Genomic DNA, 21,476 nt, shown 5'->3' with positions numbered 1-21,476 from the left:
CTCAGACTGTCATTAGACTGGCAGCGGGTCTGTATACAGTTTTATCTAGCGACGAAAAAGCTGCAGGCTGTTCCCACCGGGCTCAGGGCAAACTTACGGAAGAGGCGTATTACTAGTGCCAGAACAACCCAACCACCGTCTACCTGAAGAATTCGGCGGAAACGAGTGGCTTGTCGACGAGTTATACGAGCAGTTCCAGAAGGACCGGAACTCGGTGGACAAGAAGTGGTGGACATTGTTCGACTCCTTTGCCGCCGATGACTCCAAGTCCGGAAACGGGCGCCCCGCACCGAGCAACAGCGGCTCGAAGGACAGCGGCGTCAATAACAGCAGTGGCGAACTCGGCCACAACCCGGCCACGCGCGAACTGCCCGTGGTGAACGCGGAAAGCAGCACCCCCAAAGCATCTGGCGAGTCCCCCGCGAGCTTCGAGGAGTCGACAAAGCCGCCGGTTCCCAAGGAGACGCACACCAAAGCAGAGATCAAGGCCGAGGATAACGCTGATAAGGCCATGGAGAAGGCAGCCAAGGAAAGAGCCGAGAAGCCTGTGTCCAAGCAGTCCGAGAGCGCCAAGGCAGAGAAGCCGGCGACGACGCCCATTCCCGCCCAGTTGCCCAAGTCTGATCGCAGCACCGACATGGACGAGGACACGGTCAAGGTTCTCCGGGGCCCGGCCAAGGCCATCGCGACGAACATGGATGCCAGCCTGACCGTCCCCACCGCGACAAGCGTCCGCGCCATCCCGGCGAAGCTACTCATCGACAACCGGGTTGTGATCAACAACCATCTGGCCCGCGCCCGCGGCGGGAAGGTGTCCTTCACCCACCTCATCGGCTACGCCATCATCCGCGCGCTGGCCCAGTTCCCTTCCCAGAACGTGTACTACGACGTCGTCGACGGCAAGCCCTCAGCGGTGCAGCCCGCACACGTGAACTTCGGCCTGGCCATCGACATGCCGAAGCCGGACGGCACCCGCCTGCTGGTGGTTCCGAACATCAAGAAGGCCGAGCAGATGAACTTCTCGGACTTCTGGCACGCCTACGAGGACCTGGTCAAGAAGGCCCGCGGCGGCAAGCTGGGTGCGGACGACTACGCGGGGACGACTGTTTCCCTGACCAACCCCGGCGGGATCGGTACCGTCCACTCGGTGCCCCGCCTGTCCAAGGGCCAGGCTTGCATCATCGGCGCCGGTGCCCTGGAGTACCCTGCCGAGTTCCAGGGTTCCAGCGAGAAAACCCTCGCCCAGCACGCCATCAGCAAGACCATCACCCTGACGTCCACCTACGATCACCGCGTGATCCAGGGCGCAGGAAGTGGCGAGTTCCTGCGGATCATCCACCAGCTCCTGCTCGGTGAACAGAACTTCTACGACGAGATCTTCGAGGCCCTGCGGATCCCCTACGAGCCGGTCCGGTGGAGCGCCGACATCCAGGTTGATCCGATGGATGAGATCAACAAGGTTGCCCGCATCCAGCAGCTGATTCACGCCTACCGGGTACGCGGCCACCTGATGGCCGACACCAACCCGCTGGAGTACGTGCAGCGCAAGCACGCCGACCTCGACGTGCGCACCCACGGACTGACCCTGTGGGACCTGGACCGCGAGTGGCCCACCGGGGGCTTCGGTGGCAAGCCGATGCTCAAGTTCCGGACCATTCTCGGAGTGCTGCGTGACGCCTACTGCCGCACCACCGGCATCGAGTACATGCACATCCAGGATCCCGAGGAGCGTCAGTGGTTCCAGGATGAGCTGGAGCACTCTTACTCCAAGCCCAGCCGCGAAGAGCAGATGCGGGTGCTGCATCAGCTCAACGCAGCCGAGGCTTTCGAGACCTTCCTGCAGACGAAGTTCGTCGGCCAGAAGCGGTTCTCTCTTGAGGGTGGCGAATCACTGATTCCGCTGCTGGACTCGATCATTTCCAACGCCGCCGACGACGGCCTCGACGAGGTAGCGATCGGCATGGCACACCGTGGCCGGCTGAACGTCCTGACCAACATTGCCGGCAAGACCTACGGCCAGGTCTTCCGCGAGTTCGAGGGCACCCAGGATCCGCGGTCGGTGCAGGGCTCCGGAGACGTGAAGTACCACCTGGGCACCGAGGGCACCTTCACCTCGGACAGCGGCAACGAGACGAAGATCTACCTCGCAGCGAACCCGTCACACCTTGAAGCGGTGGACTCGGTCCTCGAGGGCATCGTCCGGGCCAAGCAGGACCGGCTCGACATGGGCAACGCGTTCCCCGTGCTGCCCATCCAGATCCACGGCGACGCGGCCTTCGCTGGCCAGGGCGTCGTTGCTGAGACACTGAACCTGTCCCAGCTCCGCGGGTACCGCACGGGTGGCACCATCCACATCATCGTGAACAACCAGGTCGGCTTCACCACCTCCCCCACCTCGTCGCGCTCCTCGGTCTACTCGACCGACGTCGCGAAAATGGTGCAGGCGCCGATCTTCCACGTCAACGGTGATGACCCCGAAGCCGTGGTCCGGGTCGGACAGCTGGCGTACCAGTTCCGCCAGAAGTTCAACAAGGATGTTGTAATCGACATGGTGTGCTACCGCCGCCGTGGCCACAACGAGGGCGACGACCCGTCGATGACCCAGCCCATGATGTACAACCTGATCGAAGCGAAGCGGTCCGTCCGCAAGCTGTACACCGAGGCCCTGATCGGCCGCGGCGACATCAGCCAGGACGAGGCCGAGCAGGCGCTGAAGGACTACCAGGAGCGCCTGGAACGGGTGTTCGCCGAGACACACGCAGCCCAGACGTCACCGATCCCGATCGTGACCAAGGATGCTGCAGCCGTGTCGGACATCGAGCGGCCGATTGCGCAGCAGTCCGATACCGGCGTCGGGGTACCCGCCAGCACCGCCATCACCGCTGAGACCCTTGCCCACATTGGCAAGGTGCATACCGCAATTCCCGAGAACTTCACTGTGCACCCGAAGCTGAAGGCGCTGCTGGACAAGCGGGAGCAGATGTCCCGCGAGGGTGGCATCGACTGGGGATTCGGCGAGCTCGCCGCGTTCGGGTCGTTGCTGATGGAGGGTGTCCCCGTCCGCCTGGCAGGCCAGGACTCCCGCCGTGGCACGTTTGTGCAGCGGCACGCGGTGTTCCACGACCGGGCTACCGGCGAGGAATGGCTGCCGCTCGATGATCTCAGTGAGGGCCAGGCCAAGTTCTGGATCTACGATTCGCTGTTGTCCGAATACGCGGCAATGGGCTTCGAGTACGGCTACTCGGTCGAGCGCCCCGATGCGCTCGTCCTGTGGGAGGCCCAGTTCGGCGACTTCGTCAACGGCGCCCAGACGATAATTGACGAGTTCATCAGCTCCGCTGAGCAGAAGTGGGGACAGCGCTCTTCCCTGGTCCTGATGCTGCCGCACGGGTACGAGGGCCAGGGCCCCGACCACTCGTCGGCCCGCATTGAACGGTTCCTGCAGATGTGTGCCGAGGACAACATGGTGGTGGCCAACCCCACCACCGCCGCGTCGCACTTCCACCTGCTCCGCCGTCAGGCCTACACCCGGCCGCGCAAGCCGCTGATCATCTTCACCCCGAAGCAGCTGCTTCGGCTGAAGGCCGCCGCAAGCTCGGTGGAGGACTTCACCACCGGCAGCTTCCTGCCCGTCATCCCGGACAAGCAGGAACTCACCGCGAACGACGTCGACCACGTCATCCTCGTCTCCGGACGCCTGTACTACGATCTGCTGGCCGCCCGCCAGAAGACCGGTGACCAGAAGACAGCGATCATCCGGGTGGAGCAGCTGGCGCCGCTCCCGGTGGATGACATCCTCGCCGCCATCGGCAAGTACCCGAACGCCGACCTGGTCTGGGCACAGGATGAACCAGCAAACCAGGGTCCGTGGCCGTTCATTGGCCTGAACCTGCCCGAGCACCTGGACCGCCCCCTGCGGCTGGCATCCCGTCCGGCTTCGGCCTCCACCGCGACAGGCTCGGCCAAGCGTCACGCCGTGGAGCAGGAGATCCTGGTCAAGAAGGCGTTCGAACGCAACTAGCAGGTAACCAACTGCCGGGTACGTATGATGTTGGGTGGGGTGCCAGGCACCCCACCCAACACCAGTTTCAGACTGGATTTTTATACTGGGTTCGAAACGCGGACCGCAGTAGTGCAATCGATGAGCGGACAAAGGTAACCAACCAGTGGAACAACGCAGAATCCGGCTCGCAGCCGTAGGTGACGAACTGCTCGCAGGCCTGGGCGACCCTCGTGCGCTTGGCTGGTTCGGCCGCGTTCTGGCCCGGACCTCTCCCGACGGCGTCTCGCTCCAGGCCTTTACTCTTGCCGCACCCCAGGAGGGTACCGAGGCACTGGCCAACCGCTGGCAGCAGGAAACCGGGCGGAGGTTCGACAACGGGTTCGAGAACCGGCTGGTGATTGGCCTCTCCGACCGGGACCTTGACCTGGACCTGTCCACTGCACGCAGCCGCCTCAATCTTGCCAACATCCTGGATGGCGCAGCCCAGATGAGCATCAAGGTGCTCGTGGTCGGCCCTCCCCCCGGTCTCGACCCCGAACGGAACCGCCGGCTCGCAGACCTGTCGGCTGCCTACGCGGATGTGACCACACGCCGGAAACACGTCTACGTGGATACCTTCACCCCGTTGCAGGCCCATGAGCAATGGCGCAGCGATCTGGCAGCGAACGGCGGCGGACCCGGGCAGGCTGGCTACGGCCTGATGGCCTGGCTTGTCCTCCACCGTGGCTGGTTCCAGTGGCTGGATGTACCTGCGCCTGAGTAGCGCCCGTGGCCGGCACTGACTCCTAAAGGAGCCGATCCGTCAGCGGGTCCGGCTCGCCGTCGAAGTACCGCTCCAGCACCTGGTCAAAGACCCGCTGCTCGGGATCCGCCCGCGAAAACAGTGTCATTGAGGATCGTAGCTTCTGCGCGTCCACCGAGCCGAAAATCCGTTGCGCGCTGGTCCCGCTGAGCGACAGCTGTCGCTGGGCGGCAGCCACCAGCCTCGGACCCAGGACGGGGTGCCCCAGGTAGGCCCTGGCCTCGGCAATAGACATCACCGCGTACCGCTGCGCCGTCGGGCTCCTGCCCAGTCCGGCAAGCTGGGGGAAGACAAACCACATCCAGTGGGACTCTTTGCGCCCCGCAGCCAGTTCCTCCATCGCCCGCTCGTAGATTCCCTCGCTGTCCTGGGCCGAGACGAAACGTTGCAGCTCACCAGTGGTCATCGGACATCTCCCTGCTCGGTACCTGGAACCTTCACATCGACTGAGGGTTGCGGACCCAGTCTATTGCGCTCTTTCATAACGCGATATATCGTGTTCCTCAACGCGATATATCGCATCCGGATAATCGCATCAGCTGGAGCAGGACCGGGAAAGGACAGGAAGATGGAAAACCAACAGTGGAGCGTTAACTCCCCGCAAACCATCGAAATCGACGGGGTACAGCGGCTTCGCGCCGGAATCGTCGCCGGGAGGGTGGACATCCTGGTGCACGACGAACCCAGCACCCTGGTGGAGGTGTCGGAGGTGGACGGACAACCCCTGGAACTGACGCTGACGAATGGGCTCCTTGAACTGCGGCACCAGAGTGCCGCGGGCCGCGGCCTGGGATGGCTGGGCTTCCAGGGCCAGATTATGACCGGGCGCACCAGGGAAACCGCTGTCATCAGTATCGCGGTGCCCGCCGGCACCCAGGTGGTACTTCACACAGTGACCGGGGATGGCATGGCCTGCGGCACCCAGGACACCAGACTGGACACCGTCTCCGGCTCGATTCTCGCCGACGACACCACCGGCACCCTCGCGGTCAGCACCGTCTCCGGTGAGGCAATCGTCCGCCATCACACGGGCACGCTCGCGGCAAAGAGCGTGTCGGGTGAGGTCACTATCTCCGGCTACCTTGAGTCAGCTACAGCCAACACGGTCAGCGGTGGAATGAGCCTTGACCTCCTCGGCACGCCGCGGGAACTGAACGCAAAGACCGTGTCCGGCGAACTCACGGTCAGGGTGCCGGAGGAAGTGGGGATTGACCTCACCTTCAGCTCGGTCTCCGGCGGGGTCACCGTCAACGACCAGTCCCTGAAGGGCAAGGGAAAGACCTTCCACGGTGAGCCCGGCACCACCGGGCAGCGCATGGTCATGCGCACCCGCTCGGTGTCCGGTTCAGTAGCAATCTTCCACCGCACACCGGATACCGGGCGGTTGCGCTCACCGCAGGCCAACGGCCTGAATGATGAGGCTCACTGATGCCGCCAGTCTTTGCCCACGGAGCGCTTCGGCTCTACCTCTTGGCACTCCTGCAGGACGGCCCCAAACACGGCTACGAGGTCATCAAGGCCCTCAGCGACCGCTTCGGCGGCACCTACTCCCCCAGCGCCGGCACGGTCTATCCCCGGCTCACCAAGCTTGAGGGTGAAGGACTGGTGACCACTGAGACCGACGGGCGCCGGACGATCTATCGCATCACCGATGCCGGGAGGCTGGAACTGTCCCGGCGCGCCGATGACCTCGCCGATGTGGAGGAGGACATCTCGGCCTCGGTACGCCGCCTGGCGGACGATCTCCGGGGCGACATCCGCCAGAACATGCGCGGGCTCCGCGCCGAGCTGGCGGCGACCGCGGAGGCGGCCAAACGTTCCGCCCGTCACGCACCCCAGCGCGGCGATGTCCTCGGACAACGTGCCGTCAAGGAACTCGAGCACCTGATCAATGAGTTCCGCGACGATGTGCGGATGGATCTAAGGCGCCACGCGGCCGGACGGCTCGGCGCCCCGGGGGTCAGCGACCTCACCGCCCAGACCATCAGAACGGTGCTGGACCAGGCGCGCATCTCGATTCGCGCCTCTCTGGTGACCGGCGAGCAACCACGGCCCGAGCCCCCCGAATAACCAGCCCGGCCCAGCTCATCGTCCTCTCATGTTCCCTGTGTACGGTGGGGCACTGACCAATAGACCGATCACGCACGACTGATTCATCAGGGAACGGACGTATCCGCCATGAAGACCACCATTTCGAAAAAAGCCTCGGCAGCCGCTTTCATCCTCGCCGCACTCTTCCTCGTCGGTTGTGATGACACCAACGGTGACAACCAGGAACAGCAGCAGGAAGACAGCGGATCAAACTTCAACAACAACGACAACAATTCAGGTGATGGCGACTCCGACGACGATTCTGACGACGACGGCGACGATGATTCAGACGGCGACGACGACTAGGGCACGATACAGCGGGGACTCAGCCCCGACGCCTCCCGTTCGGTGTCCGGGCGGCTAATGCCTGAAAACGATCTTTCCAAAGACGTCACCGTCGGCCATCTTGCGGAAGCCCTTCTCCGCATCATCGAGCGGCAACACCTCGTCAATTTCCGGACGGACGCCGGTCGCGACCAGGAACCGGGTGAGCCGGAGCAGTTCCTCCCGCGTGCCCATGGTGGACCCCAGCACCTTCAGCTGGAGGAAGAACACCCGGTTCAGGTCCGCGCTGGGTGCCGGACCGCTGGTGGCGCCGCAGGTCACCACAGCACCACCGGGCTTCAAGGCCTTGAGCGAGTGACTCCAGGTGGCCTCGCCCACTGAATCGAAGACGACGTCCACGCGTTCGGGGAGGCGCGCGCCGTCGTCGAACACTGCCGCTGCACCGAGCGCGAGCGCGCGCTCCTGCTTGGCCTTGCTCCGGCTGGTGGCCCAGACCCTGAATCCGGCCGCGCTTGCCATCGCGATGAGCGCGGTCGCGACCCCGCCTCCGGCCCCCTGCACCAGAAGGGTGGATCCCGGCGCCGCGGGGGAAACGGTGAACAGCATCCGGTAGGCGGTGAGCCATGACGTGGGCAGGCAGGCTGCCTCCTCGAAGCTGAGCTCGGCAGGCTTGGGGACCAGGTTGCGTGCCGGGACCCACACCACATCAGCCATGGCGCCAGGCAACTTCTCGGACAATAGGGTCCGGCGGGGATCGAGGGTTTCGTCGCCCTCCCAGCCTGGCGAGGAAATGACCCCATGCACGATGACCTCGTTGCCGTCGTCGTCGACGCCCGCTGCGTCACAGCCGAGAATCATCGGTAGCTTGTCCTCGCCCAGGCCCACCCCACGGAGGGACCACAGGTCGTGGTGGTTCAGCGCGGAGGCACGAACGGTGACCCGCCGGTACCCCTCGGGGGGCTCGCTGACCGGCCGGTCGCCGATCACCAGCCCAGCCAGCGGGTCGTCAGCGGAAAATGACTCAACGTATACGGCGCGGGTCACGTGATGCTCCTTTGGATCGACAGTCCTTCCATCCTAGGACTCCCGGCACCGGGGATGGCGGAATTGACGGTTGGCCTCTGTGAAGTGTGGGAGACTGGATGGTAGTCCACATACTTAAGAAGCAAGGAGGCAGCCATGAGCAAGCGAGCACGCAAGAAGCGCGACCGCAAGAAGGGCGGCGCTAACCACGGTAAGCGCCCCAACGCCTGAGCAGTCGGGCTAGCACCATAAAGAGAGCCCCCGCGCCGATCATCGGCTGCGGGGGCTCTCTTTTTGTCTGGTGCAGACTGTGCTCCTGTGAGCTAGTGCTCAGCAGTCTTGATCTGGCTGATCCGGTCCAGGATGCTGGTCTTGAGAGTGGTGGGTGCCACCTCGGTGCAGGACCTCTTCACCACTGAGCGGATGACGCACTCCAGGTCGTGCTCTTCCGCGCACTCGGGGCAGTCTTCAAGGTGGTTCTTGATTTCCACCAGATCATCGTGGGACAGTGCCCCATCGAGGTAGTCGTACAGGCGCTCGATCCGGGAATCGGCGCAGTCGCCAAGGCTCTGACAATCGCTCATTTTCCACCCTCCTGTGTCTTTGCCGTGCCGCTACCCGCCGCCATCTTCGCGGCCCCCAGGCCGCGTTCGTGAGCATATTCGGCGAGCAGTTCACGCAACAGCTTGCGCCCACGGTGCAGCCGCGACATTACGGTGCCAATGGGCGTGTTCATGATTTCTGAAATTTCCTTGTACGCGTACCCCTCCACATCGGAGAAGTAGACGGCCAGCCGGAACTCCTCCGGGATGGCCTGCAGCGCCTGTTTCACGTCCGAATCCGGAAGGTGGTCAAGCGCCTCCACCTCGGCAGACCGCAGGCCCGTGGGAGTGTGCTCGGCGGCCTTCGCCAGCTGCCAGTCCTCGATCGTGTCCGAGTGGGACTGCAACGGTTCGCGCTGACGCTTCCGGTACAGGTTGATGTACGTGTTCGTCAGAATGCGGTACAGCCACGCCTTCAGGTTGGTCCCGGGCTTGTACTGGTGGAACGCCGAAAAAGCCTTCGTGTAGGCCTCCTGCACCAGGTCCTCAGCATCAGCGGGATTGCGGGCCATGCGCATCGCAGCTGAGTACAGCTGATCCACGTACTGCATGGCATCCCGCTCGAAGCGGATCTTCCGATCCGCATCCGACTCGGTCGACACATCCAGTTGGGCGTCTTCGGCTGGGACACTGCCCGCCGCGGCTGTTGTATTCATTGATGAAAAGTCTACGCGCCCGGCCCTAGCCGGCCGGACGGGATCCACCGTCAGCTGGAAATCGGGCGTTTGACTGACTGTCGCGGCTGGTGCCGTCATTATCCGCCTCTCGTGAGCTTGCAGTAAGTTCTGCCGTACCTATTCGGTCTCTGCTGGACATAACCGCTACCCCCAGGTGGTTATTCCTCACTGATCGTTCGTTCCCGATCGGTGCAGGGCGCCGCCGTCGCACCTTTGGGCGCCACCTGCCGATACCCATGTCGCCTTACCAATTTAAAAGTGCAAAACTAGAACCCAAGTGCCCGATCAGTCCACTGCCAGGAGGCAATCATGACCCTTGTTCGCGTAGTAGCCCGCCCAATGCTTGCAAGTTCGTTCGTGGTGGCCGGTATTGACCGGCTGCGGAACGCCGAAGCAGCAGGCACGCAGCTCCGTCCCACCCTTGACCGGATCACCAAGGCTGTCCCTTCAGCTTCGTCGGTCACCGCCAACGAAAAGGTAGTGGCGCAGGCCCTCGGCGCAGCGCAGGTCGGTGCTGCGGCACTGCTGGGCATCGGACGGTTCTCCCGGGTTGCTGCGCTGGTACTCGTCGGCACCGCAGGCCTGAACACCCTCGTTGACTACAAGTCGGCCGACTCCTCCACCTCCGAGGCGCGCAAGGCCCGCCGCAACCAGCTCCTGAAGAATGTCTCGCTGCTGGGCGCCGTCCTGCTGGCCTCCGTTGACACGAACGGTCGCCCGGGCCTCGCCTGGCGCGCCGAGCACTTCGCGTCCGACGCGAAGCGCAACGCGAAGGCCCTCAGCCACGACACGCGCAAGAGCGCCAAGTCCATTGCCAAGGACACCGAGAAGCAGCTGAAGAAGGCCAACAAGTCTGTTCGCAAGACCGCCACCGATCTGGTGGGCTAGCAAAAACGTGACCCACGTGGAACTGTCGCATTGGCCCGCACCCTTCGCTACCTCGCCGGTCGATGCGACAGTTCAGGTTCCCGGCTCCAAATCACTCACCAACCGGTTCCTGGTCCTTGCCGCACTGGCTGACGGCCCGTCACGGCTGCGCGCCCCGCTGATCTCCCGCGACTCCGCGCTGATGGTGCAGGCTCTCACCGCTCTGGGCGCAGGGTTCACCGAGGTGGCCGGGGACGGTGCCTTCGGCCCGGATCTTCTCGTCACACCGCTGGATCCTGCCGCCACGGGCGACGTGTCCATTGACTGCGGCCTGGCAGGGACAGTCATGCGGTTCGTTCCACCCCTGGCCGCGCTGCGCACCGGGTCCGCCTCCTTCGACGGTGATCCGCATGCCCGTCAGCGCCCGATGGGTGCTGTTATCCAGGCCCTAAGGGGTCTGGGGATCGCTGTCGACGACGACGGCGACGGGCAGCTCCCGTTTACCGTCACCGGTACCGGCTCAGTCCCCGGAGGAAAGCTGGTGGTGGACGCCAGCGCCTCGTCCCAGTTCATTTCCGCGCTGCTCCTGGTCGGCGCCCGGTTCACCGATGGACTGCATCTGGAGCACGTGGGGCCGCCCGTTCCGAGCCTCGACCACATCGCCATGACGGTGCGGGTGCTGCGCGAGGTGGGCGTTGACGTCGACGATTCACTTCCAAACCAGTGGCGGGTCTCCCCCGGCAGCATCAGCGCCTTCGACATCCGGATCGAACAAGACCTCTCCAATGCTGGCCCCTTCCTCGCGGCAGCCCTGGTCACCGGCGGCACTGTGAGGATTCCCAACTGGCCCTTGGGCACCACCCAGGTCGGCGATCAGTGGCGGGACATCCTGACACAGCTCGGTGCCAAGGTGGATCTGGCCGAGGGGACCCTCACGGTGACCGGTGGGGCCCGCATCCGCGGAGCACACCTGGCCGACACCAGTGAACTCGCCCCCACCGTCGCGGCACTTTGCGCGCTGGCCGACTCACCGTCGACCCTGAGCGGGATTGCCCATTTGCGTGGCCACGAGACCGACCGGCTCAAGGCACTGGCGACTGAGATCAACCGGCTGGGTGGCGACGTGACTGAGACAGACGACGGGCTGTCGATCAGCCCGGCACCACTGCACGGCGGCGTATTTATGACCTATGAGGACCACCGGATGGCGACCGCCGGGGCGATCATCGGGTTGGCCACTGAGGGCGTCGAGGTGGAGAACATCGGGACCACCGCCAAGACCATGCCCCAGTTCCCCGAACTCTGGGCGGACCTCGCGGCGACCGGGCGCACCACTGCAGCCGAACCCGTCCCCGGCGGCGGGCGCTGACGTGGCCACCGGAGGAAATCGCGGCGGCGCACGGTCCTGGGACGAATCCGACATCAGGGTACGACCCAACAAGAAGGGCACCCGTCCCCGCACCAAGGACCGGCCGGCCTATGACGACGCTGTCACCGGACGGATCGTCACCGTCGACCGCGGACGCTACACCGCCGTCGTCGACGAGGATGGCGCCGACGAGCGAATTGTTATTGCCGCCCGGGCCCGGGAGCTGCGGCGCACCCCCGTCGTTGCCGGGGACCTGGTGGCCCTGGTGGGTGACCTCACCGGCGGACCCGACGCACTCGCCAGGCTGGTTCGGGTCGAAGAGCGGCGGACGCTGCTCCGGCGCAGCGCCGACGATACCGATCCGGTGGAGCGTGCCGTTGTCGCCAACGCCGACCAGCTGGTGATCGTCGTTGCCGCCGCCAACCCGGAGCCGCGCACCGGGTTCATTGACAGGGCACTGGTGGCAGCATACGACTCAGGTATTCAGCCCATCCTCTGTGTGACCAAAGCAGACCTGAAGGACCCATCCGAGCTGCTCGATAACTACCGGCATCTTGATCTTCCGGTCATCATCAGCCGGACCGCGGCCGACGACGACGGGGTGGATAGCACGTCCGACGACGGGTTATCCGCCCGGCTGCTCGGTGACGCGGTCAACCAGCTTCGGTCGCACCTCGATGGGAAGGTCAGCGTGCTGTTGGGACACTCAGGGGTGGGTAAATCCACGATGGTCAACGCGTTGACCGGATCAAACCGGGCAACCGGCGGCGTGAACGCCGTGACCGGCCGGGGCAGGCATACGTCGTCGTCGGCAATCGCGCTGAAAGCCGGGGATTCCCTGCCCGGCACCTGGATCATCGACACCCCCGGGATCCGTTCGTTCGGGCTGGCCCATGTGGACCCCGACCGGATCCTTCAGGCGTTCCCGGACCTGGAACCCGGGACGGCAGACTGCGCGAAGGGCTGCCTTCACGACCGGACGGCAGTGAAGTGCGGGTTGGACCCCTGGGTGCGCGATGGGCTGGCTGGCACCTCGGGGCCGGTGCGGCTCGCGTCCCTGCGACGGTTGCTTGGCTCCAGTATTCCTGAGGCGAAAGGAAATACTCAGGAAGCCAAAGAGCTGGGCGAACAGTAGACCTGATAGGCTTAAACCAGTTGTGGCGTTGCGCACGTTGTAGCACTGCAACGAGAACCCCGAAGCACGGGGGGATTCTCACACACAAGGAATATGAAAAAAATGGCAACAGGTACAGTCAAATGGTTCAACGCTGAAAAGGGCTTTGGATTCATTGCTCCTGACGACGGCGGCGCGGATGTATTCGCCCACTTCTCGGCAATCAACTCCAGCGGGTTCCGCGCGCTCGAAGAGAACCAGAAGGTCAACTTCGAGACCACGCAGGGCCCCAAGGGACCGCAGGCCGAGAACATCACCGTTATCTAGTAACCCAGATACGTAGGCCGCCCCACTGGGCGGCTCCCCCACAGGACACTGACGCGGCACTATGCCGCCGGTGTCCTGTGGTGTTTAACGGCAGGGCCTCCCGCACTCTGCGAGGGAAGGCGATAGGTTGAAGGTATGAACCACCGCCAAAGTTATAACGATGATCTGCGCCTTGCCCACGTGATGGCCGATTCTGTTGACGACCAGACCATGTCGCGATTCAAGGCTTTGGATCTGGTGGTGGAAACGAAACCTGACCTCACTCCGGTGACCGATGCTGACAAGGCCGCCGAGGAATCGATCCGCGGCCAGCTCTCCCGTGCACGCCCCCGCGACGCAGTGCTGGGCGAGGAATTCGGTAGCACCGGCGCCGGATCGCGACGCTGGATCATCGACCCCATTGACGGCACCAAAAGCTTTGTCCGCGGCGTCCCGGTCTGGGCCACCCTGATCGCCCTCGTCGACGAGGGACAGCCCGTAGTGGGCCTGGTCAGTGCGCCGGCCCTGGGGAAACGCTGGTGGGCGGCCACCGGAACCGGCGCCTACATGGGCAAATCGCTCGCCGCGGCGAGCCGGTTGAAAGTCTCGAACGTCTCCCGGCTTGAGGACGCTTCCCTGTCCTACTCGAGCCTCTCCGGCTGGAAGGAGCGCGGGAACCTGCCCGAGTTCATGTCGCTGACCGAAAAGGTCTGGCGTAGCCGGGCGTACGGCGATTTCTGGTCCTACTGCATGGTCGCCGAGGGTGCTGTCGACATCGCCTGCGAACCTGTTCTGAACCTCTATGACATGGCCGCACTGGTGCCGATCATCACCGAGGCTGGCGGACGTTTCACCTCCCTCGAAGGCACCGATGGGCCTTTCGGTGGCAACGCCCTCGCCACCAACAGCACGCTCCACAACGATGTGCTCCAGATCCTCAACCCCGATGTGGATGACCTCCTGTAGGAATCCGATGACCATGCCCCGCGGCGGCCCGCGCCTGCACCAGAACCGACGAGTCCATCTCGCGGGTGGCTATCTCGCCGGCGGCGAACAGTATGACCGGGTCAGACCCGGGTATCCGTCCGAAAGCGTCGACTGGTCGGTGCCGGACGGTGCGGGAGCCGCAGTCGATCTGGGAGCGGGTACCGGCCTCTTCACCGCCGAGCTGGTGAAGCGCGGGCTCCGGGTGACCGCCGTCGACCCGTCCAGCGACATGCTGGGGGTGCTCAGCGCGAAGCTCCCCCAGGTCACCACTGTGGTGGGGACCGCCGAGTCGACCGGCCTCGCCGCCGCCTCCACCGACCTTGTGACGATCGCACAGGCCTGGCACTGGCTGGATCCGGTCGCGGCATCGGCGGAAGTGGCCCGCATCCTGGTTCCCGGCGGCCGGATCGCCCTGCTCTGGAACCAGCTCGACGTGTCGGTCCCCTGGGTACACCGGCTCAGCCGCATCATGCATGCCGGGGATGTGTATACCCCCGAGTACCGGCCGGGGATCGGCCCCGGGTTCGGGGTGGCCGAGCACCTGACAACCCGGTGGAACCAGCAGTTGGGCACGTCCGACATCGTTGAACTGGCAAAGTCCCGCAGCTACTATCGTCGCGCCAGCCCTGCCATCCGCCTCAAGGTGGAGACCAATCTGGACTGGTACCTGCACGAGCATCTGGGGTTTGACTCCGACGCAGCGGTGGACCTGCCCTACTTCACCCATTCCTGGCGGGCAGCCCGCAACTGATCGGACCTTTTACTACTGTTAAGGCATGCCTATGAGTTAGATTTAGGTATGCCGAAATATTGTCTTCCGCTGGTGCTGGCGACGCTGCTGGCGGTCGCTGGCTGTGGCGCCAGTCCGGCGGCCCAGGCGCGGCCGGCCGGCGACGATGAACGCCCCATGGTGCTGACCACCTTTACCGTTCTCGCCGATCTCGCCGACCAGGTCGGTGGAGGGCACGTCCGGGTCGAGTCCATCACCAAGGTCGGCGCGGAGATCCACGGCTACGATCCCACCCCTTCGGACCTCGTGAATGCGCAGGATGCCGACCTGATCCTGGACAACGGCCTCGGTCTTGAACGGTGGTTCGAGCGGTTCCTACTCTCCGTTGACGCTCCACACGCCGTGCTGTCCGAGGGCGTGGAACCGGTCGATATCCGGTCCGGCAACTACAGTGGGCTGGCCAACCCGCACGCCTGGATGTCGCCCCGCGCCGCACAGACCTATGTGGACAACATCGTTGCGGCGCTCACCGACCTCGATCCCGCCCACGCCGGGGACTTCGAGGCGAACGGTGGGCGGATCAAGGCCGAGCTGCAGGGAATGCTCGACGATCTTGAAGCTGCGTTCGCCGACGGCGGCACACCCGCCCTGGTTACCTGCGAGGGCGCCTTCTCCTACCTGGCGCGGGACGCGGGTCTCGACGAGGCGTTCATCTGGCCGGTCAACTCCGACGCCGAGGGCACTCCCCGGCAGATCAAGGAGGTTATCGGTTTCGTCGAGGCCAACGAGGTGCCCACGGTGTTCTGCGAATCGACGGTGAACCCCTCAGCGCAGGAACAGGTGGCGCTGGCCACCGGGGCGGACCTGTCGGAGCCCCTGTATGTCGATTCGCTCTCGGGACCGGACGGCCCGGTACCCACCTTCCTCGACCTCCTGCGCTACGACATTGCCCTGATCACCGAAGGACTCGCCCCATGAGCTGGTACGCCCCCACACATCCCGCGCCGGCGCCCGGTGACCATGACCGGGTGGCCGCCCTCTCCGTGTCCGGACTCAGTGTGAGCTACAACGAGGTACGGGCGCTGATCGACGTCGATCTGACTGTCGAGCGGGCCAGAATCTGCGGTCTGATCGGTGTCAACGGCTCAGGCAAGTCAACACTCTTCAAGTGCCTGATGGGCCTGGTCCAGCCCTCCGTGGGAACGGTGGCTCTGTTCGGCAAGGATCACCGCACCGCGCGGCGCACCAACCTGGTGGCCTATGTCCCCCAGTCGGAGGATGTTGACTGGACCTTCCCCCTTTCGGTACAGGACGTGGTCCTGATGGGCCGGTACGGGCGGATGGGGCCGTCCCGCCGCGCCAGCCGTGCCGACCGGGACGCTGTCGACGAGGCACTGGACCGGGTGGGGCTGACCGCCCAGCGGGGACGGCAGATCGGTGAGCTTTCCGGCGGGCAGAAAAAGCGTGCGTTCGTCGCCCGGAGCATCGCCCAGGACGCCCAGCTGCTCCTCCTGGATGAGCCGTTCGCCGGGGTGGACAAGTCCAGCGAAGCCACGTTGATCAGCCTGCTCCAGGAGCTCCGGGACGAGGGACGGACGGCGCTGATCTCCACCCACGACCTCGCGGGGATCCCCGAGCTCTGCGACGAGGCGGTACTCCTGCATAACCGGGTCCTTGCCCATGGCCCCCCCGCCGAGGTGCTGACCCACGAAAAGCTGGCCCTCGCGTTCGGGCCGCTTCCCGCGGCCGGGCCCGACCCGCGCCGTCCCGCCCCGGCCGCCGAGCAAAACCAGGAGCAGTGATGGAATTCCTGTCCTTCCTGACCGAGCCGTTGCAGTATGGCTTTCTCACCCGCGCCCTGGTGGTCACGGTGTGCGCGGCGGTAGTCGCGTCGGTGCTCTCCTGCTGGCTGATCCTGATGGGCTGGTCGCTGATGGGCGACGCCGTCTCGCACGCCGTCCTGCCGGGGGTCGCCCTGGCCTACATCATCGGGATCCCGTTCTCGATCGGCGCGTTCGTCTTCGGTGCGGGAGCCGTCGCCCTGATCGGTGTGGTGAAATCGACGACCAAGCTGAAGTCGGACACGGTGATCGGCGTCGTCTTCACCGGATTGTTCGCGGTCGGGCTGGCGATCGTGTCCCGGACCCCGTCCCAGGTGGACCTCATGCATATCCTCTTCGGCAACGTCCTGGGTGTGACAGACGGTGAACTCTGGCAGGTGGTCATCCTCGGCGCGCTGACCCTCGCCGTCGTGTTGTACAAACGCCGGGACCTGACCCTGTTCGCCTTTGACCGCACCCACGCCCACGTGATCGGGCTGAACACCCGGGCGCTGTCCACACTCCTGCTGGGCCTGATGGCGCTCAGCGTCGTCGTCGGGCTGCAGGCGGTCGGCATCATCCTGGTGGTGGCCATGCTCATCACCCCCGGGGCGACGGCGTTCCTGCTGACCCGCAGCTTCGACCTGATGCTGATCCTCGCCGCGAGCATCACCACTGTGGCGTCGGTGGCCGGAATCTACGCCAGCTACTACCTGGATATCTCGACGGGCGCGGCAGTGGTCCTGTCCCAGTCGCTCGTCTTTGTGCTCGTCTACCTATTTGCCCGCCGGACGGGGATCATCTGGCAGGCCGTCACCCGGCGTCGGCTGCGCCGGACCACCCCGCCGGACGACGTCGGGAAACCGGCCAGTCTGCAACCGACAGGAAGGGCCTGACCCATGGCCAAACGCACCGCCGCCACCCTGAGCGCCGGGTCCTCCAGCGTGCAGGACTATGTAAAGGTCATCTACTCGTTCACTGAATGGCACAATCGCCCAGTCACCGCCTCACAGCTGGCCGCCCGATTGTCGGTGGCCAACTCCTCCGTCTCGGAGATGGTGCGCAAGCTCAGGGATCTGGGCCTTGCCCACCACGAGCCCTACGGCGCGGTGGAGCTGACGGGTGACGGGCGGCAGCTGGCCCTGGCGATGGTGCGCCGGCACCGGCTCCTGGAAACCTTTTTGGTCAGCGAGCTGGGCTACAGCTGGGACGAGGTACATGACGAGGCCGAGCTGCTCGAGCACACGGTCTCCGACACCTTCATCGAACGGCTGGACCGGAAACTCTCCCATCCCACCCGTGACCCGCATGGGGATCCCATTCCCACCGCTGACGGAAGAATCACCCTGCCTGCCGCTCACCTGCTACAGGATCTCGACGACGGCCACCCCGGACGGATCACGCGGATCAGCGACGCGAACCCAGACCTGCTGCGGTTCCTCGCCTCGGAATCCATCGACCTGGACACACCGGTCCGCGTGGTGGAGCGTAAACCCTTCGGTGGCCCCCTGGTGGTTGCCGTGGGTGGGACAGCCGACGCGAGGACCTACGACTTCGGCGAGGAGCTGACCCAGGCCCTCTGGATCGAGACGGACGGAACCCACACCGGCTGCAGGCTTCCAGAACCCGCCCGGTAGTAGCCCAGGGACAGTGCGTCAGGCAGCGGCGAGGAGGGTTCCGACGGCGACCCCGGCCCCGGCGGCGAGAAGCGCCAGGGCGGCGGTACCCACCGCATTAATCAGGCCACGACCCACCCGTCCGCTCTGCAGCAGCCTCACGGTTTCCACGCTGGCGGTGCTGAACGTGGTGAACCCGCCCAGGAATCCGACGCCGGCAATCACCTCGGTAGCGGGCGGGATGCCGCCCGCCAGGCCCAGCCCGGCCAGGAGCCCGAGCAGCCCCGAACCGACCACGTTGATCGCCACGGTCCCCCACGGGATGGCTGTCCGGAACCGTGACCTCACCACGCCGTCGAGCATGAATCGGGTCACCGCCCCCAACCCTCCAGCCGCACCCACCAGCAGTACCAGAAGCACACTCATCGGGTAACTCCGCCCTCGCCGGAGCGCGGCCGGCCCGCGCCGCGCCGGTGCAGGGCTGACGCCAGGGCGATCCCCGCAAAGCTCAACAGGACCCCGCCGATCAGGCTGATGACTACATACAGGGCCGCCCACCCGGCATCGCCGTCGATCCCCAAAGCGACCGCCTCGACCGCGAACGTGCTGTAGGTGGTGAAACCGCCGAGCAGCCCGGTGCCGAGGAGCAGTCGGGCGGACCGGAGTTTCCCTTGGTCCGGTCCAGCACGCAGGAGCGCTTCCAGCAACAGGCCCAGCAGGAAGGCCCCGAGAAGGTTGATGGCCAGGGTGGGCACCGGGAGTCCCAACGGCCTGGGGACGACCCCCTCCAGCCAGTACCTGCACAGGGTTCCCGCCATTCCTCCGACGAAGACGAGGAGAATGAGGCCCGGCCGCCAGTGGGGACGCCGCTCGGCCGGCGTCGGCGTCGTCGCACTGGAAACGGTTGGATGCGATGCCATCAGCGCCCGCCCCGCGCCCGGGAGGAGGCAGCGGGCACCACCAGGACGGGCGTCGGCTGATGATGCGCGAGGTGGGCGGCCACCGACCCGGTGAGGAGATTCTCCATGCGGCGTGCCACGGTCTGCCGCCGCGCTCCCACAACGATCATGAATGCCCTGGCCGCCTTAGCCGCCTGGGCAAGCTCATCCGCGGCCTCGCCGCGGACCAGCCGGTAGCTCCACCCAATCCCGGAGTCGGCGAGCCCGGCGCTGATCAGGGATTTGAGGTGAGCCGACCGGGAGTCGTCGTCCTCGACGTCGGGGTCAATCGAGGCGAAGCGCTCCCCGCCGTCGGGCTCCTGCACCCGGAACCCGGCGGGATCGACGTAGACGAAGGCGATAGTGGTGTGCAGGGCCTGCGCCAGGGTGATGGCGGTGTCAAGAACCGCCCGGTCCTGCCCCGGCATCACCCCGACCAGGAGGGGGCCTCGAACGGAATTCTCTGTGGACACGGTGCACCTGCCTCTTGTGAGTGTCAAGGCAGGAACCATCAGCCCTGGTGGCGGTTCGGGCAGTGCCCAGGCGGGATCCATCGCCGTTGCCTCGACTATATCGGATTGGTCCACCGGATCCCCGGGGGCCGCAGCGCGTCACAGTATTATCGACCGGCCAACAAATGCAATGATCACTACATGACAACGCTGGGGATTGAAGAAGAGTACCTCCTGCTGGACCCGACGTCGGGATTGCCCGTCTATAAGGCCAACGAGGTGCAGGCGTTACTGGAGCAGTCGTCGACGATCGAGGCCGACGACATCCAGCGCGAGCTCCTGAGCTGCCAGCTGGAAACCGCGACGCCGGTCTGCGCCACCCTCACCGAGGCCGAGGAATCCTTGCTGCATTTCCGGCGGCGGATCTCCGCGGCGGCCCGGAAGGCCGGGGTGCGCGCCAGCGGGTCGGCGACAGCCCCGCGGATCGAATCCGCATACCCCACGCTGACCGACAAGCAGCGCTACCACGAGCTCCGCGCGAGCGCCCGCGGGATTGTCGCTGACCAGTTCGTAAACGGCCTGCATGTGCACGTGGGCATCCCGGACAAGGAAACCGGGGTGCAGGCACTGAACCGGATCCGGCCCTGGCTCCCGGTCATCACCGCTCTGAGCACCAATTCTCCGTTCTGGCTGGACCGGGACAGCGGCTTCGCCAGCTGGCGGGTGGTGCACTACCGCCGGTGGCCGGTGCAGGGCTGCCCCCCGGTGTTCGCCGATGCCGCCGATTACGAACGACGGATTGAACGCCTGGTGGCCACCGGCGTCATCATCGACCGCGGCGTGCTGACCTGGATGGCGCGGCTCTCCGACACGTATCCCACCCTCGAGGTGCGGGCCGGCGACGCCCAGCTGGAGGCACAGGATTCGGTGTTGCAGGCGGCCCTGGTCCGGGGGCTGGTATCCACGGCCATCCGGGAAGCGGAGGCTGGACTGCCGTTCCTGGATCCGGACCCGGAGTTGCTCGATGCGGCCATGTGGCAGGCCGCCCGCCACGGGCTTGCCGGAGACCTGGTGGACCTCACCACGGGCGATCTCATTCCTGCACGTGAGCAGATGGACCGGTTGCTGGGCTACACCTCTGACGCCGTCGACAAGGAGGGCGACGCCGACTGGATCGCCGCTGGCCTGGCGACGGTCTGGGAGCGCGGAACGGGCGCTGAACGGCAGCGCAGGGCGATGGAGAGCGGCGGAATGGCTGCGCTGCTGGCCCTGTACAGCGAAACCCTCACCGCCGAACGCTAACCCGGCTTCTGGTTGGCCTTGCCCTCCGCAAGGCGCTGTACCGTCCGTTGGATGCGCGCCTCCCTGGTCGCTGGCCGTTTGGCCGCCGCGATCCACAGGGCGTACTCGCGCTGGCGGGAGTAGGACAGTGCCCTGAACGCATCCACTTCGCCGCCCGCGACGAGGGCCGCCGATACGTCGTCGGCCAGGGCCACTACCCGTTCACTGGTGTCGAGAGTGAGGGACACCCGCACCGTGTCGCCGGCGGCTTTCCCGATTTCTTCCTGCACATCGGAACGCACCAGCAACAGGTGCGCGTCGCCGTAGGTGACCAGCGAGCCGCGGTAGCCGACGCCGTCGAACGCCGCCATCACCGGCACGCGGCCGCTTGCGCCGAAGGTTTCCGGCACGCTGTGCGGGAACTCGACGTACGCTGCCGAACCGATGACAGCAGAGCGCTGGATAACCGCGTCGAACTCGATGGGGCCGGGATCTCGGTATTGGGCCATTTCA

The 21,476-nt window shown here is 65.4% G+C and carries 24 protein-coding genes and 1 riboswitch; of the genes, 16 read left to right on the top strand and 8 right to left on the bottom strand.

The window, feature by feature from the left end; genetic code table 11:
- Positions 1-115 precede the first annotated feature (115 nt).
- Positions 116-4,021, top strand: a complete 3,906-nt coding sequence (locus HMI57_RS01810; protein ID WP_171584175.1) for a multifunctional oxoglutarate decarboxylase/oxoglutarate dehydrogenase thiamine pyrophosphate-binding subunit/dihydrolipoyllysine-residue succinyltransferase subunit — start codon at positions 116-118, stop codon at positions 4,019-4,021.
- A 145-nt stretch (positions 4,022-4,166) separates the two neighbouring features.
- Positions 4,167-4,766 (top strand): GDSL-type esterase/lipase family protein, encoded by a 600-nt coding sequence (locus tag HMI57_RS01805; protein WP_171584174.1) that lies wholly within the window; start codon positions 4,167-4,169, stop codon positions 4,764-4,766.
- A 22-nt stretch (positions 4,767-4,788) separates the two neighbouring features.
- Here the strand turns inward: HMI57_RS01805 and HMI57_RS01800 are convergent, their stop codons facing one another.
- The gene (locus tag HMI57_RS01800; RefSeq protein ID WP_171584173.1) at positions 4,789-5,211 is read right to left on the bottom strand and encodes a DUF1810 domain-containing protein; all 423 of its coding nucleotides are present in this window, start codon (positions 5,209-5,211) and stop codon (positions 4,789-4,791) included.
- 162 nt (positions 5,212-5,373) lie between these two features.
- Between HMI57_RS01800 and HMI57_RS01795 the strand changes: the two genes are divergently transcribed.
- From HMI57_RS01795 to HMI57_RS01785, 3 genes are all read left to right on the top strand, one after another.
- A complete protein-coding gene (locus HMI57_RS01795; protein WP_171584172.1) occupies positions 5,374-6,234 on the top strand; it encodes a hypothetical protein in 861 nt (286 codons plus the stop codon).
- Positions 6,234-6,875 (top strand): PadR family transcriptional regulator, encoded by a 642-nt coding sequence (locus HMI57_RS01790; RefSeq protein WP_171584171.1) that lies wholly within the window; start codon positions 6,234-6,236, stop codon positions 6,873-6,875. The genes HMI57_RS01795 and HMI57_RS01790 overlap by 1 nt, the downstream gene beginning before the upstream one ends.
- Positions 6,876-6,983: 108 nt before the next feature.
- Entirely contained in the window at positions 6,984-7,202 is a 219-nt protein-coding gene (locus HMI57_RS01785; protein ID WP_171584170.1) for a hypothetical protein, read from the top strand.
- Positions 7,203-7,256: 54 nt separating this feature from the next.
- Here the strand turns inward: HMI57_RS01785 and HMI57_RS01780 are convergent, their stop codons facing one another.
- The 3 genes from HMI57_RS01780 to HMI57_RS01770 form a co-directional block, all read right to left on the bottom strand.
- Positions 7,257-8,225 carry a zinc-binding dehydrogenase gene (locus tag HMI57_RS01780; protein ID WP_171584169.1) on the bottom strand — a complete coding sequence of 323 codons (969 nt, stop codon included), beginning with the start codon at positions 8,223-8,225 and terminating at the stop codon, positions 7,257-7,259.
- Positions 8,226-8,527: 302 nt separating this feature from the next.
- Positions 8,528-8,788 carry a mycothiol system anti-sigma-R factor gene (gene rsrA, locus HMI57_RS01775; protein ID WP_019483104.1) on the bottom strand — a complete coding sequence of 87 codons (261 nt, stop codon included), beginning with the start codon at positions 8,786-8,788 and terminating at the stop codon, positions 8,528-8,530.
- Positions 8,785-9,564 (bottom strand): sigma-70 family RNA polymerase sigma factor, encoded by a 780-nt coding sequence (locus tag HMI57_RS01770; protein ID WP_171584327.1) that lies wholly within the window; start codon positions 9,562-9,564, stop codon positions 8,785-8,787. The genes rsrA and HMI57_RS01770 overlap by 4 nt, the downstream gene beginning before the upstream one ends.
- 228 nt (positions 9,565-9,792) lie before the next feature.
- Here HMI57_RS01770 and HMI57_RS01765 point away from each other — a divergent pair, with 228 nt between their 5' ends.
- The 10 genes from HMI57_RS01765 to HMI57_RS01720 all read left to right on the top strand — a co-directional run bounded on the left by HMI57_RS01765 (position 9,793) and on the right by HMI57_RS01720 (position 18,313).
- Positions 9,793-10,371, top strand: coding sequence for a DoxX family membrane protein (locus HMI57_RS01765; RefSeq protein ID WP_171584168.1), 579 nt, complete (start codon positions 9,793-9,795; stop codon positions 10,369-10,371).
- 7 nt (positions 10,372-10,378) lie between these two features.
- Positions 10,379-11,719, top strand: coding sequence for a 3-phosphoshikimate 1-carboxyvinyltransferase (gene aroA / locus HMI57_RS01760; protein ID WP_171584167.1), 1,341 nt, complete (start codon positions 10,379-10,381; stop codon positions 11,717-11,719).
- A 1-nt stretch (position 11,720) separates the two neighbouring features.
- A complete protein-coding gene (locus HMI57_RS01755) occupies positions 11,721-12,854 on the top strand; it encodes a GTPase RsgA (protein ID WP_171584166.1) in 1,134 nt (377 codons plus the stop codon).
- 102 nt (positions 12,855-12,956) lie between these two features.
- On the top strand, positions 12,957-13,160 hold the full coding sequence (locus tag HMI57_RS01750) for a cold-shock protein (protein WP_019483099.1): 204 nt from the start codon (positions 12,957-12,959) through the stop codon (positions 13,158-13,160).
- 135 nt (positions 13,161-13,295) lie between these two features.
- Positions 13,296-14,105, top strand: coding sequence for a histidinol-phosphatase (gene hisN / locus HMI57_RS01745; RefSeq protein WP_171584165.1), 810 nt, complete (start codon positions 13,296-13,298; stop codon positions 14,103-14,105).
- A 13-nt stretch (positions 14,106-14,118) separates the two neighbouring features.
- A complete protein-coding gene (locus HMI57_RS01740; protein WP_171584326.1) occupies positions 14,119-14,877 on the top strand; it encodes a class I SAM-dependent methyltransferase in 759 nt (252 codons plus the stop codon).
- 48 nt (positions 14,878-14,925) lie between these two features.
- Positions 14,926-15,834 (top strand): zinc ABC transporter substrate-binding protein, encoded by a 909-nt coding sequence (locus tag HMI57_RS01735; RefSeq protein ID WP_171584164.1) that lies wholly within the window; start codon positions 14,926-14,928, stop codon positions 15,832-15,834.
- The gene (locus HMI57_RS01730) at positions 15,831-16,658 is read left to right on the top strand and encodes a metal ABC transporter ATP-binding protein (protein ID WP_171584163.1); all 828 of its coding nucleotides are present in this window, start codon (positions 15,831-15,833) and stop codon (positions 16,656-16,658) included. The genes HMI57_RS01735 and HMI57_RS01730 overlap by 4 nt, the downstream gene beginning before the upstream one ends.
- Positions 16,658-17,572 carry a metal ABC transporter permease gene (locus HMI57_RS01725; RefSeq protein WP_171584162.1) on the top strand — a complete coding sequence of 305 codons (915 nt, stop codon included), beginning with the start codon at positions 16,658-16,660 and terminating at the stop codon, positions 17,570-17,572. Before HMI57_RS01730 ends, HMI57_RS01725 begins: the two co-directional genes overlap by 1 nt.
- 3 nt (positions 17,573-17,575) lie before the next feature.
- Positions 17,576-18,313: a metal-dependent transcriptional regulator gene (locus HMI57_RS01720; protein WP_171584161.1), complete on the top strand. Its 738-nt coding sequence runs from the start codon at positions 17,576-17,578 to the stop codon at positions 18,311-18,313.
- A gap of 18 nt (positions 18,314-18,331) precedes the next feature.
- Here the strand turns inward: HMI57_RS01720 and HMI57_RS01715 are convergent, their stop codons facing one another.
- From HMI57_RS01715 to HMI57_RS01705, 3 genes are read right to left on the bottom strand one after another with little or no spacing between them, the layout of a single operon-like run.
- Positions 18,332-18,718: a CrcB family protein gene (locus HMI57_RS01715; protein ID WP_171584160.1), complete on the bottom strand. Its 387-nt coding sequence runs from the start codon at positions 18,716-18,718 to the stop codon at positions 18,332-18,334.
- Positions 18,715-19,212 carry a fluoride efflux transporter CrcB gene (gene crcB, locus HMI57_RS01710; RefSeq protein WP_171584159.1) on the bottom strand — a complete coding sequence of 166 codons (498 nt, stop codon included), beginning with the start codon at positions 19,210-19,212 and terminating at the stop codon, positions 18,715-18,717. Before crcB ends, HMI57_RS01715 begins: the two co-directional genes overlap by 4 nt.
- Positions 19,212-19,703: a universal stress protein gene (locus tag HMI57_RS01705; RefSeq protein ID WP_171584158.1), complete on the bottom strand. Its 492-nt coding sequence runs from the start codon at positions 19,701-19,703 to the stop codon at positions 19,212-19,214. The genes crcB and HMI57_RS01705 overlap by 1 nt, the downstream gene beginning before the upstream one ends.
- A gap of 22 nt (positions 19,704-19,725) precedes the next feature.
- Positions 19,726-19,797: riboswitch (Fluoride riboswitch) on the bottom strand.
- 86 nt (positions 19,798-19,883) lie between these two features.
- Between HMI57_RS01705 and HMI57_RS01700 the strand changes: the two genes are divergently transcribed.
- Positions 19,884-20,984, top strand: coding sequence for a glutamate--cysteine ligase (locus HMI57_RS01700; protein ID WP_171584157.1), 1,101 nt, complete (start codon positions 19,884-19,886; stop codon positions 20,982-20,984).
- On the opposite strand, the gene HMI57_RS01695 is transcribed toward HMI57_RS01700, so the two are convergent.
- The gene (locus tag HMI57_RS01695; RefSeq protein WP_171584156.1) at positions 20,981-21,472 is read right to left on the bottom strand and encodes a YdeI/OmpD-associated family protein; all 492 of its coding nucleotides are present in this window, start codon (positions 21,470-21,472) and stop codon (positions 20,981-20,983) included. The genes HMI57_RS01700 and HMI57_RS01695 overlap by 4 nt on opposite strands.
- Positions 21,473-21,476: the final 4 nt, after the last annotated feature.

Source organism: Arthrobacter sp. 260 (assembly GCF_013116745.1).
Classification (GTDB): domain Bacteria; phylum Actinomycetota; class Actinomycetes; order Actinomycetales; family Micrococcaceae; genus Arthrobacter_D.
This window is presented reverse-complemented; position numbering and strand designations above follow the sequence as displayed.